Source organism: Acetobacterium carbinolicum (assembly GCF_047456275.1).
Taxonomy (GTDB): domain Bacteria; phylum Bacillota; class Clostridia; order Eubacteriales; family Eubacteriaceae; genus Acetobacterium; species Acetobacterium carbinolicum.
The window spans coordinates 2713778-2730094 of sequence record NZ_CP173357.1 but is presented as its reverse complement, the minus strand read 5'-3'; the positions used below and the strand labels follow the sequence as shown (position 1 = coordinate 2730094).

At 42.1% G+C, this 16317-nt stretch carries 15 protein-coding genes; 12 read left to right on the top strand and 3 right to left on the bottom strand.

The genetic code is table 11. From position 1 onward, the window contains the following. The first annotated feature begins 52 nt into the window (after nucleotides 1–52). The 9 genes from ACIZ62_RS12630 to galE all read left to right on the top strand — a co-directional run bounded on the left by ACIZ62_RS12630 (nucleotide 53) and on the right by galE (nucleotide 9495). Nucleotides 53–883, top strand: a complete 831-nt coding sequence (locus ACIZ62_RS12630) for a transporter substrate-binding domain-containing protein (protein ID WP_111889441.1) — start codon at nucleotides 53–55, stop codon at nucleotides 881–883. Nucleotides 884–1193: 310 nt separating this feature from the next. Continuing rightward, nucleotides 1194–1856 carry an amino acid ABC transporter permease gene (locus tag ACIZ62_RS12625; protein WP_414150276.1) on the top strand — a complete coding sequence of 221 codons (663 nt, stop codon included), beginning with the start codon at nucleotides 1194–1196 and terminating at the stop codon, nucleotides 1854–1856. 10 nt (nucleotides 1857–1866) lie between these two features. After that, on the top strand, nucleotides 1867–2625 hold the full coding sequence (locus ACIZ62_RS12620) for an amino acid ABC transporter ATP-binding protein (protein WP_414150275.1): 759 nt from the start codon (nucleotides 1867–1869) through the stop codon (nucleotides 2623–2625). 100 nt (nucleotides 2626–2725) lie between these two features. After that, the gene (gene hisJ / locus ACIZ62_RS12615) at nucleotides 2726–3577 is read left to right on the top strand and encodes a histidinol-phosphatase HisJ (RefSeq protein WP_414150274.1); all 852 of its coding nucleotides are present in this window, start codon (nucleotides 2726–2728) and stop codon (nucleotides 3575–3577) included. A 1-nt stretch (nucleotide 3578) separates the two neighbouring features. Next, nucleotides 3579–4148, top strand: coding sequence for a helix-hairpin-helix domain-containing protein (locus ACIZ62_RS12610; protein ID WP_414150273.1), 570 nt, complete (start codon nucleotides 3579–3581; stop codon nucleotides 4146–4148). A gap of 123 nt (nucleotides 4149–4271) precedes the next feature. Then, on the top strand, nucleotides 4272–4910 hold the full coding sequence (locus ACIZ62_RS12605; protein ID WP_111889445.1) for a helix-turn-helix transcriptional regulator: 639 nt from the start codon (nucleotides 4272–4274) through the stop codon (nucleotides 4908–4910). 11 nt (nucleotides 4911–4921) lie between these two features. Further along, the gene (locus tag ACIZ62_RS12600; RefSeq protein WP_242988534.1) at nucleotides 4922–5725 is read left to right on the top strand and encodes a pyruvate, water dikinase regulatory protein; all 804 of its coding nucleotides are present in this window, start codon (nucleotides 4922–4924) and stop codon (nucleotides 5723–5725) included. 4 nt (nucleotides 5726–5729) lie between these two features. Further along, nucleotides 5730–8375 (top strand): pyruvate, phosphate dikinase, encoded by a 2646-nt coding sequence (gene ppdK, locus ACIZ62_RS12595; RefSeq protein WP_111889447.1) that lies wholly within the window; start codon nucleotides 5730–5732, stop codon nucleotides 8373–8375. Between the two features lie 130 nt (nucleotides 8376–8505). Then, nucleotides 8506–9495 carry a UDP-glucose 4-epimerase GalE gene (gene galE / locus ACIZ62_RS12590; RefSeq protein WP_414150272.1) on the top strand — a complete coding sequence of 330 codons (990 nt, stop codon included), beginning with the start codon at nucleotides 8506–8508 and terminating at the stop codon, nucleotides 9493–9495. A gap of 6 nt (nucleotides 9496–9501) precedes the next feature. Here the strand turns inward: galE and ACIZ62_RS12585 are convergent, their stop codons facing one another. Genes ACIZ62_RS12585 through ACIZ62_RS12575 form a run of 3 tightly spaced genes read right to left on the bottom strand, consistent with a single transcriptional unit; the run spans nucleotide 9502 to nucleotide 11454 of the window. Further along, nucleotides 9502–9909, bottom strand: coding sequence for an ArsR/SmtB family transcription factor (locus ACIZ62_RS12585; RefSeq protein WP_414150271.1), 408 nt, complete (start codon nucleotides 9907–9909; stop codon nucleotides 9502–9504). Continuing rightward, nucleotides 9815–10054 carry a rhodanese-like domain-containing protein gene (locus ACIZ62_RS12580; RefSeq protein ID WP_414151859.1) on the bottom strand — a complete coding sequence of 80 codons (240 nt, stop codon included), beginning with the start codon at nucleotides 10052–10054 and terminating at the stop codon, nucleotides 9815–9817. The genes ACIZ62_RS12585 and ACIZ62_RS12580 overlap by 95 nt, the downstream gene beginning before the upstream one ends. 23 nt (nucleotides 10055–10077) lie before the next feature. Beyond that, nucleotides 10078–11454 (bottom strand): FAD-dependent oxidoreductase, encoded by a 1377-nt coding sequence (locus ACIZ62_RS12575; protein ID WP_414150270.1) that lies wholly within the window; start codon nucleotides 11452–11454, stop codon nucleotides 10078–10080. A gap of 401 nt (nucleotides 11455–11855) precedes the next feature. Between ACIZ62_RS12575 and ACIZ62_RS12570 the strand changes: the two genes are divergently transcribed. Genes ACIZ62_RS12570 through ACIZ62_RS12560 form a run of 3 tightly spaced genes read left to right on the top strand, consistent with a single transcriptional unit; the run spans nucleotide 11856 to nucleotide 16305 of the window. Further along, complete coding sequence (locus ACIZ62_RS12570) at nucleotides 11856–13448, top strand: hypothetical protein (RefSeq protein WP_414150269.1); 1593 nt, start codon at nucleotides 11856–11858, stop codon at nucleotides 13446–13448. Next, entirely contained in the window at nucleotides 13445–15052 is a 1608-nt protein-coding gene (locus ACIZ62_RS12565) for a DUF2334 domain-containing protein (RefSeq protein WP_414150268.1), read from the top strand. The genes ACIZ62_RS12570 and ACIZ62_RS12565 overlap by 4 nt, the downstream gene beginning before the upstream one ends. Then, on the top strand, nucleotides 15049–16305 hold the full coding sequence (locus ACIZ62_RS12560; protein ID WP_414150267.1) for a glycosyltransferase family 2 protein: 1257 nt from the start codon (nucleotides 15049–15051) through the stop codon (nucleotides 16303–16305). The genes ACIZ62_RS12565 and ACIZ62_RS12560 overlap by 4 nt, the downstream gene beginning before the upstream one ends. Nucleotides 16306–16317: the final 12 nt, after the last annotated feature.

Below are 16317 nucleotides of genomic sequence, written 5' to 3'. Positions count from 1 at the left end.
TTACAAAATAATATATAATTAACACCATTAGGAATTTAGAAAGGAGAAGACTATGAAAAGAAAACTATTAGGTCTATCACTGGTTGTTTTACTGTTATCGGCACTCGTTTTGACAGGTTGTTCCTCCGGAGGTACTAAAACATCAGAAGATGCTTTGGCGGATAAGGTGTTAAGTATCGGCGTGGATGATACCTACCTGCCGATGGAATTTCGAGATGATCAAAATGAATTGGTTGGTTTTGACATTGACTTTGCAAATGCTTTAGCTGAAGAATTAGGGGTAACGGCAGAGTTTCAGACCGTTGCCTGGGATGGTATTTTTAATGGCTTAAATGCTAAACAATATGATGTTATCATTTCGAGCACGAGTATTACACCGGAACGTCTTGAAGGTTTCAGTATGAGTGATCCTTACGTTGCCAACGGGATTGTTATTGTATCCAGAAAAGATGCGACACCCGTTACCGTCTTCAAAGAGCTTGAAGGCAAGGTTCTGGGAGCACAAATTGAAACCACGGCGGATATTGCGGCAGAAAAATTAAAGGTTGATGAAGGCGTTAATGTTGAGATCAAAAAATTTGACGGCATGTTGGATGCTTTTGCAGCACTTCAAGGCAAGCAGATCGATAATGTCATTACTGACATCGGTGTAGCAATGTATTATGTTGCACAAAACCCTGATTTGTATGTTGTCAGTTCAGACGTCTTAACCAATGAACCAATTGGAATTACCGCTCGGTTAGCCGATACAGCTATAACTGAGCAGTTTAATGAGGCCATTAAAGCTTTACAGGAAAGTGGCAAGATGACCGAAATTTCCATGAAATGGTTCGGCCAGGACATGACTAAAGATATTGATACTGAATTGATTGTCATTGAATAGGCTCTTAAATAATTAAATAAACTATTGGAATAGGACTTGGTACAGTTTTTGTGACAAGTCCTGTTCATATGTTTACAGCGGAACAGCATGGGAACAGCTTCCATGACAGCTTGTCATTAACAAAACAATGGAAAGCGAACCAGTTTGTTTCAAAGATTCGTAAGTAAATGTTCGTGAGGGTTGTAGACAAAGTAATTAAGTTGTTAATGTCTTTTTCGGTGATGCGTTGTTTTGGCATGGTTGAAAAAGGTTTTGTCTGCAGTCTGACATGGGTCAGTGTTAAAATTTTTAAGACGAAGGGAAGATCAACGTGTTAAATGAAATCCAACTATGGGCAATTGTAAATGGAACCATCATCACCCTTGAAATTGCAATTGTAGCAATTATCTTTGGTGCGATTTTCGGCGTAGTAGTTGCTCTCGGGAGACTATCAAAAAATAAGGCGGCCAATACGCTATCCTGGTTTTATATCTGGTTTTTCAGAGGAACGCCAATGTTGCTGCAATTATTTATTATCTATTATGCCATTCCGATTATTTATCTGGATGCAACGGGATCAACATTCAATGTTAATCCAATGATTGCGGCTTTTGCAGCGTTTTCTTTAAATGCTACCGCGTATCTGGCAGAAATTATTCGTGCCGCAATCGAATCGATTGATGGCGGACAAATGGAGGCATCGAAGGCATTGGGAATGAGTTATCGTCAGGCGATGACAAAAATTATTATTCCCCAAACCTACAAAAGACTGGTAGCCCCATTGGGTAATGAGCTGATTATGTTGTTAAAAGATACCTCGTTGGTATCGACAATCGCACTCTTTGATTTACTCAGAACCACAAAAACGATGGCAAGTGCAACCGGTTCATGGATATATTATATTTATGCAGCCGCTATTTATTTATTCTTAACAACGATTATCCAGGTTGTATTCGACAAGATGGAAAAGAAACTTGGGATTTACGAAAGATAGGGAAATGAATATGAGTATGGTAAAATTAGTGAACGTCCGAAAATCTTTTGGAGATTTAGAAGTGCTAAAGGGTGTTAACCTTGAGGTATCACAAGGTGAAGTAGTCTGTATAATCGGTGCCAGTGGCTCAGGAAAAAGTACCTTGCTGCGGTGTTTAAACCATTTGGAACGGATATCCGACGGAGAAATATACATCGAGGATGTACTTTCAGATAAACGTGCTAAAAATAAGGATTTGATGAAGATTGATCCAGTAACGGTGCAGTCATTGTGCGCAGATCTGGGCATGGTTTTCCAGAGCTTTAACCTATTTCCTCACTTGACGGTGATTGATAACGTGACCATTGCACCTCTGATTGTGAAAAAAATTGATAAAAAAATTGCGGAAACAAGAGCTCTGGACCTACTTAGTATGGTTGGCCTGTCGGAAAAAAAAGATGAGTACCCCTCACGTTTATCGGGCGGACAACAGCAACGGGTCGCCATTGCCCGGGCGTTGGCTATGGATCCGAAAATTATGATGTTTGACGAACCAACCTCAGCGCTTGATCCTGAATTGGTTGGTGAAGTATTGGCAACCATGCGGCATCTGGCTGAAAAAGGGATGACAATGCTGATCGTGACCCATGAAATTGGCTTTGCCCGGGAAGTGGCAGATCGGGTCATTTTTATGGATGGCGGTGTGATCTGCGAAGAAGGAACACCGGAAGAAGTCCTGTTAAATCCAAAGGAAGAACGAACGAAAAGCTTTCTCAATAAAATTTTATAATCACCCCACAAAAAAATTGTCATCCTGGCAATTTTTTTTATTTGCTAAAAAATCGGTGTCATGATACAATCATTTCACGCAAACTTTTGGAGGGATCAAAATGTTACTGGCAAATTATCATATCCACTCAGATTATTGTGACGGCAAAAATACCCTTGAAGAAATGGTGGTGGCAGGAATTGCCTCAGGTCTTACAAGTATGGGGCTGTCAAGCCATTTACCGTTGCCATTCCCCAATGATTGGACAATGAAAGAGGATGATTTAGAAGATTACCTGAATGATGTCAAGGCCTTAAAAGAAAAATATGCACCCCAAATTGAACTTTACTGTGGGATGGAGATCGATTTTTTTATCGATCGGCAAGATATCAGCGACTTGGCCAAGTCGGTGATACCGAGACTAGACTACACCATCATGTCCGTTCATACCTTGGGAAAAACGATCGGTGTAGAGGTTTCCTATATCGATGAATCTCAACAGAATTTTGCGCAGGGAATTAAAAAATACTATCAGGGTGATAATCAGGCTTTTATTACGGATTACTACCAGGGCATTGCAAAAATGGTGAACATGTTCGAACCCGATATATTGGGACATATTGATTTAATTAAAAAATACAATCAAAACAACCATTTTTTCAATGAAAGAGATCGCTGGTACCAGGAAACAGTGAAAGACTGTCTGGATACGGTTGCTGCCCAAAATACCCGCATCGAAATTAACACCGGAGCTAATTTGCGAATTCCCGGAGTGGGGCGTTATCCCTCAGATTGGATGATCCCTGAAATGAAAAAAAGAAATATTCCCATTACCGTCGGTGGCGATAGCCATTCGGTCGCGGGAATCGTTTTTGAATATAACGAAGCTGAAACATATTTAGCAGAATGTGGCTATCAAGAATACTGGATATTGAAAAAAGGCCGATGGGAAGCACAGCCTCTGGGAGTGTAACATGGATAAGTGCAATCGAAACAAAATCCTGTACATTCTCATCGTGCTTGTTTTTTTGGGCGTTTTTTGGGGTTGGTACCGGCTTAAAGAGATCACAACGGCGGACATGACGCTTAATAAAACGGCTTTAAGTGAAACTGAAACGGTTGAAAGTACTGATAATAATGAAAAAATGATGGTACATATTACCGGCGCTGTGACTAACCCCGGAGTGGTGGCGCTCAATCAGGGTGCACGATTGGTGGAAGCCATTGAACTTGTGGGTGGGTTAACGGAGTCTGCCGATGTTAATTCTTTAAACCTGGCAAGAAAGCTGCAGGATGAAGAAAAAATTCATGTTCCCGTCGTTGGAGAAACGGCAATAACGGTAAGCGAAAGTTCGAAAATTAATATTAACTCAGCGAGCCGAGAAGAACTGAAAAGTCTGCCAGGCGTTGGAGATGTTATCGCTCAGGGAATCATCGACTATCGGGAAAAGAATGGCGGATTTGCTCAATTGGAAGAATTAAAGAATGTAACGCGGATTGGTGATAAAATATATGAAGGACTATTAGAATCAATAACGTTATGAAAAAGGTTACATACAACTTAAATAATAAAAATTTATCAATGAGGTTTAAAAAAATATTTTAGTTGTTTACAATACCATGATATGTGTTATACTTAATAAATCAAACAGACAAAGGGGTTGAACATGGAGTTAACAAGCAGGCAAAAAGAAATAATCGAAATCGTTAAAGAAAAACAACCTGTTAAGAGTAATGAAATTGCCGAATTACTGGGTATCAATCGCGCTACCATTCGTCCGGATCTTAAAATTTTGACGATGATGGGAATACTGGAAGCGAAGCGAAAGGTTGGTTATTATTATACGGGTCGATCATTGCTGAATATTTTGGGTAGTTATATTAAAACTATTAATGTAACCGACATTCAAACGGAGCCGACCGTTGTTGAAGAGACATCATCCATTTACGACGGCATTATCACCATGTTTACCAAGAATGCCGGAACCTTGTATGTCGTTGATGGCAAATATCTTTCCGGTATTGTCTCGCGTAAGGACTTTATTAAAGCCATGATTGGAAGAAAAGAGGTAGAATCGCTGCCGATTCCGATGATTATGACGCGAATGCCAAATATTATTTATCTGGAAGCAAATGAATCCGTTTATGATGCCGCCTATAAAACGATGTATTACGAGGTTGAATCCCTTCCCGTTGTGCAAAAGGAAATTGACGAAAAGGGCACTCAGCGTTTAGTGTTAATCGGCAAGGTGTCACGAACTAATATTACCCGCTATGTGGTTAACATGGGGAGAAGTGCAAAATAAAGAGGTTAAAATTGAAAAGCATTGTGATTTTTGTTGTTTCAGATACACCCACTGAAATTGGCGAACTGCTCGTGAAAGCAGGGACAAGCGTATTTGAGAACTCCATTCGGGAAGTACGGTTTCATCCGTTTGTGGATGATAAACTGAGTATTGACTACCTGTTGGATTTAGCAAAGCAGGATAACGGATTGGTGGTTTATCGTTTTGCCTCAAGTGAATTAAAGCATCATATGGAAATAGAATCCAAAGCTAAGGGGGTTCCCATTTACGACGTGATGGGATCTCTGATGGAGACGCTAAGAAGTATAACCGGTGAAGAACCGGTCCGAAGCCGGTCTTCAAGTATGGAACTGGATGCCCATTACATTAAGAAAATAGAAGCCATCGAATTTGCCGTAAAATATGATGATGGCAAAAATACATCCGGCTTGAATCAGGCAGATATCATTCTGATTGGGGTATCACGAACGTCTAAAACACCGATCAGCATTTATTTGGCCAATAAAAATTATAAGGTGGCTAATATTCCGTTAATGCCAGAGGTTGAACCACCCAAAGAATTATTTGAGATTTCTAACAGGAAAATATTTGGTCTCGTCTTAGACCCAAACCATCTGGTAAGTATCCGTTCAGAAAGAATCCGGGCTATGGGGCTCACTGGAACATCAAATTATGGGAGTTACGAAAGAGTGATGTTGGAGTTAGAAAAAGCACAACAGCTTTTCGATAAATTGGGATGTACTGTCATTGACGTCACATCAAAAGCAATTGAAGAAATTGCAGCGATTATTCTTGCAAATATAATGAGGAGGTAGAGGAATGTCAAAAAAATGGGTTTATTTGTTTAAAGAAGGTAATGCAACCATGAAGGAATTACTAGGGGGGAAGGGTGCTGGTTTGGCAGAGATGACAAATATCGGACTGCCCGTTCCGGGAGGCTTTACCGTTACAACCGAGGCCTGTACAGAATACTATAATCAGGATAGAAAACTTTCAAATGAAATTATCGACCAGATTAATAAAAATTTGGCAATCTTAGAAAAAGAATGTGAAAAGACCTTTGGTGATGTTAATAATCCGTTATTGGTATCCGTTCGTTCGGGTGCGAAATTCTCCATGCCCGGGATGATGGATACGATTCTAAACCTGGGGTTAAACGATGAAACGGTTGCTGGCATTGCGAAATCAACAAACAATGAACGGTTTGCCTTCGATAGCTACCGACGTTTTATTCAAATGTTTGGAGACGTTGTTCAAGAGATTAGTAAAGACAAGTTTGATTATGTATTAGAAAGTGCCAAGGAGAAAAATGGCTATCGGGATGATACCGAGCTGACTGCTGATGATCTAAAAGAAATTGTTGTCGCGTATAAGAAAATTGTCAAAGATGAAACCGGTAAAGACTTTCCCCTGGATCCTAAAGAGCAATTATTGATGGCTATTGAAGCGGTGTTTAGATCATGGAATAATAACCGCGCCATCAGCTATCGAAATATGAATGATATTCCTCACGACATTGGCACTGCTGTCAACGTTCAATCAATGGTATATGGTAATATGGGTGATGATTGTGGAACCGGTGTAGCCTTTACAAGAAACCCTGCAACAGGACAGAAAAAACTTTTTGGTGAATTTTTAATCAATGCTCAGGGTGAAGATGTTGTTGCCGGAATTCGTACCCCGAGAGACATTGAAGATTTAAAAGAACTCATGCCGGAAGTTTACAAACAGTTCCAGGAAACTGCAGAGCGACTTGAGAATCATTATCGGGACATGCAGGATATTGAGTTTACGATTGAAAAAAGCAAACTTTTCATGCTCCAGACACGAACCGGGAAAAGAACTGCCGCTGCCGCACTTTGTGCCGCAGTAGAAATGGTCGAGGAAGGTTTAATCACAAAAGAAGAAGCGGTTTTGAGACTAGATCCAATATCACTGGATCAATTGCTGCATCCAACCTTTGAAGAGGCCGCTTTAAAAGCAGCAGAACTTCTGGCAACGGGGTTGCCAGCCTCACCGGGTGCTGCCACCGGTAAAGTTTATTTTACCGCGGAAGCAGTGTGCGCAGCCGTTGCAAATGGGGAAGAAACCCTATTGGTCAGAAAAGAAACTTCGCCAGAAGATATTGAGGGCATGTATGCTGCAAACGGAATTTTAACAGCGCGCGGTGGTATGACCTCTCATGCGGCAGTAGTTGCCAGAGGAATGGGTAAGTGCTGTGTAGCCGGATGCGAAGCGATCAAAGTCGATGAAGCGGCAAAACAGTTTACCGTAGGGAATCAGGTCTTTACTGAAGGCGATTTTATCTCGCTAAATGGTAGTACCGGAAGTGTTTATAAGGGCAGCATAAAAACGGTAACCCCAGAACTCTCTGGCCATTTTGCTGAAATAATGGCCTGGGCAGATGAATACAGAACATTAAAAGTTCGTACCAATGCCGACACACCAAACGACGCAGCGGTTGCCGTTCGCTTTGGTGCAGAAGGGATCGGCCTTTGTCGAACAGAGCATATGTTTTTTGATGAACAACGACTACCGAGTGTCCGCCGGATGATTCTATCGGAGTCAAAGCAACAGCGTGAAAAAGCGTTGGCTGAAATTCTGCCGATGCAAAAAGAAGATTTTATTGGTCTTTATAAGACAATGGAAGAACGCCCGGTTACCGTTCGGTTACTTGATCCGCCTCTTCACGAATTCCTGCCGAAAGAAAGCAAGGATATTGAAGCCCTGGCGGCTGATATGGGCTTTGCTTTGGAAGACATGGTCACGATCATTCAGGGCTTGGAAGAATTTAATCCAATGCTGGGTCATCGCGGTTGCCGTTTGGCAATTACCTATCCCGAAATTGCACAGATGCAAACTCGGGCAATTATGGAAGCTGCCATTGAAGTCAAGCAAGAATGTGGTTTTAATGTTATTCCCGAAATTATGATTCCCCTGATTGGTATTAATGAAGAATTGACCTACCTCGATAAGGTTGTTCGAAAAACCGCGGAACTGGTTAAGTCCGAACGTAAGTCAGATATAAAATACCTGGTCGGAACCATGATGGAAATTCCCCGGGCCACTCTGATTGCCGATCAGATTGCTAAAACAGCCGAATTCTTCTCGTTTGGAACCAATGATCTGACTCAAATGACCTATGGCTTTTCGCGTGATGATGCCGGTAAATTTATTACCGACTATAAGGATAAAGGCATTCTGCCAAATGATCCATTCCAGAGTATCGACGTAGAGGGCGTTGGTAAGTTGGTTGAAATGGGCGTGGTTCTGGGTCGGAAAACAAAGCCTGATCTTAAAATTGGCGTTTGTGGTGAACACGGCGGTGATCCCAAATCGATTTTCTTCTTCCACAGCGTTGGCTTAAGCTATGTTTCGTGCTCACCATTCCGAGTACCGATTGCCCGTCTGGCAGCAGCTCAGGCAGCACTTAGCAATAATAAAACAACATTTACGGATAAATAACTCACCACAACAATTGTCAACACCGGATATATTTATCCTTTAAGAAACCCTTCGGGGTTTCTTTTTTTTTAAAAAAGTTCTATAATAAAGGGAGAACAAGAAAATTTAATAATTGAAATAGAGGACGATAATGAAGATTTTAGTATGTGGCGGGGCCGGATATATTGGATCCCATGTGGTCAGGGCCTTAGTCGAAAAAGGATATGAGGTAGTGGTTCTGGATAATTTATCAACCGGACATGAGGGTGCAGTCTCAAAAAAGGCTGTCATTGAGATTGGTGATATCCGCGATAAGGCGTTTCTTAAGCAAATATTTACCGTTCATCAGATTGATTGCGTGATGCATTTTTGTGCTCATTCTCTGGTTGGGGAGTCCATGAATGAGCCGCTTAAATACTATCATAATAATGTCTATGGGACCCTCTGTCTGCTGGAAACTATGGTGGGGCATGGGGTTAAGAATTTTGTCTTTTCTTCGACTGCCGCTATTTATGGAGAACCGGAAGAAAGTCCCATCACGGAAGAAAGTAACAAAAATCCCACCAATACCTATGGGGAGACAAAACTGGCAGTAGAAAAAATGCTGAAGTGGATGGATGGAGCTTACGAACTAAAATCGATGACTTTCCGGTATTTTAATGCCGCCGGCGCCCACTTATCAGGAGAAATCGGGGAGGATCATAACCCCGAAACCCATCTTATACCTTTGATTTTAAAAACGGCTCTGGGACAGCGGGACCAGATCAGTATTTTCGGCGAAGACTATCCGACCCCGGATGGGAGTTGTATCCGGGATTATATCCATGTAATGGATATTGCCTCCGCCCATATTTTAGGGATGGAAAAACTACTCGCTGGCGGAAAAAGCAGTGTTTATAATTTGGGCGACGGAAAAGGTTTCTCGGTCAAAGAAGTGATTGCAAAAATAAAAGCACTGTCATCAAAAGCGTTTGTAGTGAAAGTTGCTAAAAGAAGACCTGGAGATCCAGCAAAGCTGATTGCTTCATCTCAAAAAGCTCAACGGGAACTGGATTGGACGCCAAAACATTCAGATTTAGACACCATCATAAAAACAGCCTGGAAATGGCATCAAAACCACCCCCAGGGCTATAATAAATAAATTTAGTTAGAATTCAAGGGTACTGAAAAATTCGGCGGCGGTTAAATCCATGGCCGCCAGGAGTTTTTCGATACTCTTTAATTTTACAAAATAGTGCATTTCCACACCAATTTTCTGATTATCAAGAATCCCTGCCTCCCGGAGAATTTTTAGATGCTGGGAGAGATTGGCCTGACTGTAGTCAAATAACCGATTCAGGACGCATACACATTGGGGTTCAATTAAAAGAAATTTTACGATTTGTAAGCGAACTGGATGTCCCAACGCCTTGAAAATTTTTACTGAAACATCATCAGCATTCATAGTGGCCTCTTTTCTGCTAGTCTTCTTTGGTGGCGTCATAAAATCGAAAGCCTCCAGAAAGGTTATAAACGTTTTTAAAGTCGTGATTAAGTAAGATGTTCTGGGTTGCATTGCCGGTGACTCCTTTATTACAATAGGTAATAACAGGAAGGGTCGGATCGAGTTGGTCAAGTTTGTCCCGCAGATCTTCATGGGGGATATTTTGCGCCTCGGGTAAATGGCCGTCACGGTACTGGGCCGTTACCCGGGTATCAATGATCTGGTAGACTTCCTTATTGTTCAGTTTTTTTTAAGGTCCGCAGCAGTCATGAGTTTGCGGTCTTTATTTAGGGCATTATCGAGGATCATGCCCGTGTAATGAACCGGATCCTTGGTGGTTGAAAACGGCGGTGCATAACCTAAGTCCAGATTAAAGATTTCATCAACAGTGGCGCCATAGGTAATGAGGGTGACAAAGACGTCCAATCGCTTATCAACACCGTCATAGCCGATGATTTGAACGCCGAGCAGTTTTTGGGTGGAGCGGTCAGCGATGGCTTTGATTAACATTTCCTGGCCGCCGTAATAACCGGGTTTATCGGGCTTGATATTATGACAAATTTCGATATCATAACCTTGACTGCGGGCTTCGGCTTCAGACAAACCAGTGCTGCCGATGCTAATATCAAAGAGCTTAAAAATACCGGTGCTCAGGTTGCCAGGGTAAACGACATTACCACCAGTGATATTATCACCGCAGATCCGGCCAGTTTTATTGGCAGTTGAACCTAAGGGGCGATAGTGTGGCCGTTTTGTCACTGCTGACCAGGTTTCAATGCAGTCGCCGCAGGCATAGATATCAGTATCAATGGTCATCATCCGTTCATCAACCCGGATCGCACCGGTAACACCTAACAGTAAACCCGCTTCCCGGGCCAGGGTTACATTAGGTTTAACACCAGTGGCCACGATAATCATTTCGCCGGGAATCAGGGTTCCGTTTTCCAGGATGACTCCCTGACTGGTAGCCTCAACGACATTAGCATTTTTAAAGATTGGGATTTTTCTTTTGCTCAATCGTTTTTCAAGATACAAGGACATATCCTCATCGAGATTAGGGGTCAGCTTACCGGCCCGTTCAATCAGTGTGACTTTGATTCCGCAGGCTTCAAGATTTTCCATAACTTCAAAACCAATAAAACCAGTCCCGACAACAACCGCCGTTTTAGGATGATGATTGTCCATAAAGGCTTTTATTTTTAGGGCGTTTTGAACATTTCTCAGAAAAAAAACATTCTCCAGTTCAATTCCCTTAATCGGTGGAACAAAAGCCTGAGCGCCGGTGCTCAGGATGAGTTTATCATAAGTGTCATTAAAAACTGCTCCGCTATCCAAATTTTTAATTACCAGGGTTTTGGTGGGGATATCAATTTTTAATACCTCATGGCGAATATGAATGTCGATATTATATTTAGATTTAAAAAAGTCTGGACTTCGCGGAGTTAATTCCTGAATCGATCCGACTTTTCCTCCAAGATAATAAGGAAGCCCGCATCCGGAATATGAAATGTCCTGATCTTTTTCATAGATAATTATTTCTGCCGAATCATTATTTCGCCGGGCCTTTGCCGCAGCCGACGTACCGCCGGCAACTGCTCCTATGACTATAATTTTCATGACGTTCTCCTTAATTTTAAATCAGATTATACCAAAACATTCAGTGAAAAAAGCGTGGATCTAAAACGAGTATTAACTCTATTATAATCAATCAACGATTCAAAAGCAATGATTGATTATGTGAATCAGAGTAAGAAAAACATCGGTTAGGGTAAACGCGTAAAGTTTTGATGACAGACCTTGTTTTAGTTAATTTGAGCTTCGTTGGAATGAAATAACCTGAATAACAATCGGGGAATTGGGTAATAAGTTTTAGAGTCAGTTGAGAAGCAAAAATGAGAGCCCGTATTGTCGGTAAATTAAGGAACTTAAAAAAAGTAAAAAGCGAAAGTGGGAGAGAAAAAACGGTAAAGAGAACTTGATTACAGGAGTTTAATTGATATTGATAAGGATGATGGGTAATGAAAAAAAATAGCGATACTAGTAAGCTTCTACGTGAAATAGAATTAAACCAAAGCATCCCAAAAATTCAGGTAGGGTCTTTTAGTCATCTATTTAAACCCTCGAATATGGGTGTGCTTGTTTTATTTTGCCTGCTTTTGTATGTACTGTTTTTACCTCCAGTCATTGGGATGGGCGATGATAGAAGTTCCGCGGCCATTATTTCAGGTAGCAATCTCTATCAGCTGGGAGAGTTTACCCCGAAAGAATCCATGGCTTATTTTGAAAAAAACTGGGGCATTAGAGAATATTACAACGATTCATACAACGCTCAGATTACCGCGCAGACACCTTTTATCAATGCAGCAAAGCGGCTTGATCAGGCCTATACCTGGGATTGGTTGTTCGATATGCGATTTTACGGGGCAGTCATTTTGGTGTTTTATTTGATTGGGATGTACTTTTTATTTGAAACGGTTACCTATGGAAAACGCTCTAAATGGGCCTATGTCAGTGTTGGTCTGGGAGTGATTATCTTCGGGGACACAGCTTACACCGCCTGGATTAATTCTTTTTATACTCAGGCCCTCAGTTTTTTTCTGGTGATTATTCTGGGAACCTCGCTTATTTTAATGGGCCAGGAAAAGCTGAATGACGATCTTCTGATTGGTTGTTTTTTCTTAAGCTCTTTACTGCTTTGCCTCTTGAACCAGCAATATGCTCTGCTGGGGCTTTTTTTGGGCATCCTGGGGATCAATCTCAAATATGTGAATGGAAGAAAAAGTTATCGACGAATCTGTGTTGGTTGTGGAGCCCTGCTGATGCTATGCTCACTGGTAGCATTTTTTATCATGCCCAATGGGCTGACAAATCTAAGTGCTTATCACAGTATGACCCGGGGAGTGTTGATGACGGCTGATAACCCGGAGCAAGCCCTAAAAGAGTTTTCAATCAATCCCCAGTACGCCGTATTAACCGGAACCTCTTATTATCAGGCGATCTCTCCCGAAACCATGGATGGCCAGGTGATGAAGACAGAATTTTTTAATAAGGTGAACCCTACCGAGGTGGCGATTTACTACCTGGCCAATCCGGGGCAATTATATGAAATGCTCAATCGCTCGGTTAACAGTAGTTTTAATATTCGGCCAGGCTGGCTGGGTAATTACGAAAAAACTCAGGGATATCCACCGGGCGCCCAAACCAGCTTTTTTACTTCCTGGAGTTATCTAAAAGCCAATTACCTGCCGGGAAATTTTGGCTTTATTATTATCTGGATGGGACTGCTGATTGGTGTTTATGTCCGATTTTTCAGAAAAGGGATCATCGAAAAAAACGGACGCAATACCCTGCGCTTTGTGGGACTGATGACCTGGCTGTTTATTGGGTTATGGGAATTGTATGTTGCCATTATTACCTCGGGGGATACCGATACCCTGGGACATCTATTTATTTTTTCCTTGACCTTTGATCTGATATCATTTGTCGTTTTGGGGAAATTTATTCATTGGATCGAAAAACAATTGAGGAAGGTTGATTGGGAATCCCGCAAGCAGGCGTTTTTTAATCGGAATAAAGACCAGAATAAAGATCAGGGAGGATATCGATTATGAAACGAAACATTTTTGTTTTCATTGCCCTGATTTTAATGGTTTTGCAAATGCCGGTGACTTATGGCAAGGAATCGGTTAGCCAGCAAAACAGTACCATGAAGACGAAGGATGTGCTGCTAATCTACGACCAGTTAGCGGTGGACACGGTATATCAGAGTAATCTTTTTACGATACAAACCTTGCTGAGCACGCTGTCCCAGTCGGCGGAAATAACTTCCATGGATGATTACAGTGACGGCCGACTATCAGCGTATCAAAAATTGATCATTTTAAAAAATACAAAAAATCCCATTACCAATCTGGCTTTTATTGCTGATTGCCAAAATTATTCCGGGGTGACACTTTATATTGGGTTTGCTGCCCCGGAATTGATCCCCGAGTTGGATAACTTTTTGATTAGTCGTCAATTGGGACGGACCGTGTCGCTAAGCATAAATGAGTTGGTTTTTGACAGCATCTGGGTCGATGATTTGCGGGTGATTGATGAACCATCCGGTCCCGGGGAAGTGACCATTGGTGTTGGTTTGGCAACCTATCCTTTTTCAAAAACCGTCGGTCGTCTGACCTATGTGCCAACCTTTGTGGGTGACCCGGGGTTTGCTCTGGGCCTGGGGGAAATTCTTAGCGACTTGTTTGGACTGGGAACATCGACCCATATGACCCTGCTAATTCCTGATATTTATCCCTTTTCTGATTTGAACATGGTTATTAAGACCAGCGATGCTTTTTACGCAAACGGTATCCCCTTTACCCTGGGAGTCGTTCCCCTGGACGAGAATATGGACTTTCCGGCAATGGCCCGGTTTTATCAGGTGTTGCGTTATGTGCAGTCAAGAAACGGGACCATCATCCTTCATCGACCGAGTCCTATTACCGTATCCGATGGCAACACGGTGCTATCGCAAAAAATGCATGCTGTTATCACTAAAATGGTCAAAAATGGTGTTTATCCGCTGGGTCTGGCAACCGAAGAAAGTTTGTTTTTTGACGAGGTCAGTCGGGTTAATCCCTTAAATCTTTTTTCATCAGGGATCATTCTCCCGGATGATAGCACTGCTGAGTCGGGCAGAAAAGAAACCTGGGCCCTGCGTTTTGTAAGCCTGGGAATCAGCCTTGAAACCATTGAGAATACCAGTAGTCGTAATCGAAATTTTGGCTATTATCCGGTTAATACCACCATTGTGTTACCCTTGCCGGAAAACGAAGCGGCGCTTGATGCCCAACTGAAAATTATTAATGATAAGTGGTTGTCTCTGACGGATTATAAGGACCTAAATAATTATTGGACAATCGGACAGAATGCCGTTTCAAGCAGCCCCGTGGGAATTCGCCTTAATGGCCGGCCGGTTTCTCTGAGCTACGATGAAGAACCCATTGCTGAATATTATCGCTATCAAGAAACCCCGGAATACAGTCTGGAAAAAATATTTACAACCGGCAATGCCTTTTTGCTAACGGTAGTGGGGATCATCATTGTATTATTTACTGTAATCGTGGTTTTTAGTCGGCGCGTTTATCTTAACAAGTTTAGAAAAATAGTCAGCAATGATGGAAAAAAAGAGACGAAAAAAAAATCCCGGGATCAGGAGGGAAATACCCCATGAATGTGTTTGATTATTTAATGCTGGTCAATATCTTTTTAATCTGGAGTCTCTTGTTTGTGAACATTGTTTTAATTGTAGCTGGATATGTTTATTATCTGAAGGTGGAAAAAGAGCAACCTCCGGAAATAATAGGTGAGCATCCCTTTGTTTCGATTATGGTTCCAGCCCATAATGAAGGGGTAGTGATCGTCAAAACCGTAGCGGCTTTGCTGGCCTTTGACTATCCCTGGGATCGCTATGAAATTATTGTGATCAATGATAACTCATCGGATAACAGTGCGGAGCTTCTCAAAGAAATAAAGGACAATAACCCCAGTCGCATGTTGACGATCATCAATACCGATAAGATTACCGGCGGCAAGGGAAAATCCAATGCCTTGAATATTGGTTATCAGCAGGCCAAAGGCGAGTTTATTGCGATCTATGATGCCGACAATACCCCCGAACACAAGGCACTTGCCTATCTGGCTGCTGAACTGAGGGCCGATGAGTCCCTGGGGGCGGTGATCGGAAAATTTCGAACCCGAAATAAGGAGGTCAATCTGCTGACCCGGTTTATTAATATTGAAACCCTGTCCTTTCAGTGGATGGCCCAGGCCGGCCGATGGCAACTGATGAAGCTGTGTACCATTCCGGGAACCAATTTTATAATCCGACGGTCAATCATTGAGGCCATTGGCGGCTGGGATGAAAAGGCAGTGGCAGAAGATACCGAAATCAGCTTTCGAATCTATTTAATGGGTTATAAAATTAAATTTCAGCCCAAGGCGGTGACTTGGGAACAGGAACCCCAAACCTGGGGGGTCTGGTTTAGACAGCGAACCCGCTGGGTCAAGGGTAATGTTTATGTGCTGATAAAAAACATTGGCTATCTGGTTGATAAGGATGCCCGGAAAATCCGTTTCGATATTTTTTATTTTTTATCCACGTATTTTCTACTCCTGACGGCACTGGTAGTGTCGGATGTTATTTTCGTGATGAACATAGCCGGGTTGGTGTCAACGACGATCCAGGGATTTAGCAATCTGCTCTGGTTTACCGCCTTCGTGATGTTTGTTTTGGGTGTATTTATTGCGCTGACTACCGAAAAAGGGGAGATGAGCGTTTCCAATTTCTTTATAATCACCCTGATGTATGTCACCTATTGCCAAATGTGGATTATCGTAACGGTATACGGGGTTTTTTCCTATTTTAAAGATCGCATTAAAAAGCAGGACAGCAAATGGTACAAAACCGAGCGCTTCCAGGGCTAACATAAAAGAGGA